The sequence below is a fragment of the Mesorhizobium sp. M7A.F.Ca.US.005.03.2.1 genome, from assembly GCF_003997795.1.
GTDB lineage: Bacteria > Pseudomonadota > Alphaproteobacteria > Rhizobiales > Rhizobiaceae > Mesorhizobium > Mesorhizobium ciceri.
In genome coordinates this window covers 1-2502 of record NZ_RZRP01000892.1, presented here as the reverse complement: position 1 = coordinate 2502, position 2502 = coordinate 1, and the positions used below count along the sequence as shown (strand labels likewise).

The following is a 2502-nucleotide window of genomic DNA, read 5'->3' as shown; positions in this document are numbered from 1 at the left end:
GGGCAGTCTTGAACATTCCAAACTATGCACGTCGAACGGTCAGCCACCCCTGCGCAGTCTAGAAAGAAAAAATGGCTGATGGAACCCGCAAATGGCTGGTCCAGTCCTCACACCGCTTCCCTTGCCCAGAGCCTGTGGCCATGGCGGCGGAAATAGCGCGCCACCAGGCGCTGCTGCTTGGCCCTGATCAGGTCGGGCAGGCGCCGCTCCTGGCGCCAGCGCGGTATGTTGCGCCAGCAGGCTATGAAGCGGGCGGCGTCCTCGATTACCTCCTGCGCCGAGAGTGCCGGACCGATAGCGGCCAGGAACAGCGCCTCCGACGGTTTCAACTCGTCGATCACCGCCTTGCGCCTGACGTGATCCTGACGGGCGTGGGCGATGCCGCTGCGACGGATTGCTTCGAAGGCTTCAAGCAAGGCCAGGCTGTCGCCGGCGTAGCCGCAGGAACGGGCAAAATCGGCGGCAAAAGCGTCCATTATCGCTCCCGGGTCTGATGCAGTGGGCAGGTTCGTGCCCGACTCACATTTTCATACATTTATGAAAGCATAACTCAAATTACGCTAGAAGAAAAACTTCTGGGAAAGTTTGAAAACTGCGACTCGACTCCCGGCGTAAAACACAGGAATATGCGAACAAATCAGGAACAAAGACGAGGCAGGGGCGATGGCATTGCCGGGCAAGGAACCAACGATCGCGCATGTCGCTTCGATCTCGGTCGAGTGCGCCGATTGTGGCCGCAACAGGTGGTGGCGACCCGATCAGCTGAAGCGGTTCGGGGTGACGGGGAATACGCCGCTGTCCGCTCTGTCGGGCCGTATCGTCTGTTCGGCCTGCCGCGCCGACGGACTGCCGGGGACGGCGATTTCGATCCAGGCGGCGTTTGTCGACGAGCGCCAGCGCGTGCGCAGCGAAGCGCGGATGCTGAGCGACAGGGATGTGCCGCTGGAGGGATCGCGGCGGGCTTGAGTGGGAGGGTGCCAGCGCTGGTTCTTCCTTCTCCCGCAGGGGGAGAAGGAAGAGCATCCCTTGCTCAATACCCCAGCAATTCCTTCAGCGGAATCACGCGCCAGACATGTTTGATGGCGTAGCGGTTGAAGGTCAGCGTCTTCGGCGGGTTGTACTGCTCGACGACCAGCTCGCCCGCCGTGCGCTTGACCAGCTTCTTGATGAAGGCCTTGCCGTTGCGCTCGTTTTCCTCCGGGAAGGTCTCGATCACCACATGGTCGCCCGGTACGGCGTCGCGGCCGCCGCAATAGATCAGGTCGCCGGGCTCGTAACGCGGCACCATGGAATCCGAGAGCACGTGCAGGGCGAACACCTTCGGCAGGTTGCGCACGCCCGACGGGCGCTGGACGTAACCCGCCGGCTCGCCGTTGAAGGTGAAATCGCCATCGTCGCCACCGACGGCCGCGCCCAGCACCTCGATGTCCATCGAGCTGGCGGGTAGCGGACCTGCATCGGTGACGATCTCCGCATCGGCAACCGGTCCGGCATCGTCGAGAAACACGACCTGCCCCTGGCCCAGCGCAACCGGGTCGACGCGCAGGAAGGCGGCGGTCTTCAGCAGGTTCTCGGTCTTGGGCAGATTGCGGCCGGTTTCCCAGTTGCCGACGGCGGCGACATCGGTGTCGTTGTGCTCGGCGATGTGGCGCATGACCAGGCCGCGCTGCTTGCGCGCCTTGCGGATCGCCGCTCCGACCTTGATCGACAGTTCCGTTTTTGCCATGGCGCCCATGTGAGGGATGAAAGCCGCTCTCGTCTATGAAAGAATGGCTTGCATCCATTTTCGAGTTATGCTTATATCCGGTCATGCAAAACCTGTCCAGCTTTGATGGCGCCGAGTCGCCGGCCTCACGCGAGGCGCGCCCGGCGGTCATAACCGCCCATTCCCTTTCATCCCGGCCGTCCTCCTCCCCGGCCCGGATGAAGCCCGAGGCCCAGTGCCTGACCGCACCAGCCTCGGGTCCGGTCCGCCGCCTGTCTCCGGCGACCGGAACGGCCGGAGCCGCCGCTCCCAGCGGCTTCGGCCCCCAATTCGGCCGGCATGGCGCCGGCGCTGTTTTTGCGGCAGGCCGATCCTGCATCCGCACCGAGGACGGCACCGTCATCCTGTTCGACAGGCTGACGGGCAGGGCAGTTTCCGCCCTGGACAGAAACACGGCCGAAGCGCGGCTTCTGCACCTTGCCGGCGGGAAATCGGCCCAAGCCGGCTGAGGCTGGCCGGCTGAGAGCCGGCTCTTGAAAAACAACCTGACTGCGGCCTGGCGACCGGGTCGAACCTTGACGCTGCCCGACGGCGCGCGGCCGAACTTTGGATGGAGCTCGATATGGCAAGCTATAGCGACGCGGAATTGCACGAGATCGCCCGCTGGCTGAAGGATGGGCTCTCAGCCTCCAGGATTGCAGTCGCGTTCAGCGCGTTGCGCGGCAGTCCGGTGTCGCGCGACGCCATCATCGGCATCGTGCACCGCAACGCCATGCTCGGCGCGATCGGCTTTGCCA

At 64.0% G+C, this 2502-nt stretch carries 4 protein-coding genes and 1 pseudogene; 3 read left to right on the top strand and 2 right to left on the bottom strand.

Annotated elements, in window-relative coordinates; genetic code table 11:
- Positions 1-107: 107 nt before the first annotated feature.
- Positions 108-476 (bottom strand): hypothetical protein, encoded by a 369-nt coding sequence (locus tag EN991_RS32075; RefSeq protein ID WP_027160847.1) that lies wholly within the window; start codon positions 474-476, stop codon positions 108-110.
- A gap of 187 nt (positions 477-663) precedes the next feature.
- Between EN991_RS32075 and EN991_RS32070 the strand changes: the two genes are divergently transcribed.
- Positions 664-966, top strand: coding sequence for a hypothetical protein (locus EN991_RS32070; RefSeq protein WP_024501757.1), 303 nt, complete (start codon positions 664-666; stop codon positions 964-966).
- Between the two features lie 64 nt (positions 967-1030).
- Here the strand turns inward: EN991_RS32070 and EN991_RS32065 are convergent, their stop codons facing one another.
- Positions 1031-1735 (bottom strand): helix-turn-helix transcriptional regulator, encoded by a 705-nt coding sequence (locus EN991_RS32065; protein ID WP_127370252.1) that lies wholly within the window; start codon positions 1733-1735, stop codon positions 1031-1033.
- Positions 1736-1923: 188 nt separating this feature from the next.
- Between EN991_RS32065 and EN991_RS41275 the strand changes: the two genes are divergently transcribed.
- A complete protein-coding gene (locus tag EN991_RS41275; RefSeq protein WP_224675015.1) occupies positions 1924-2214 on the top strand; it encodes a hypothetical protein in 291 nt (96 codons plus the stop codon).
- Positions 2215-2327: 113 nt separating this feature from the next.
- Positions 2328-2502 (top strand): annotated as a pseudogene (locus tag EN991_RS41270) (GcrA cell cycle regulator); the annotation flags it as partial.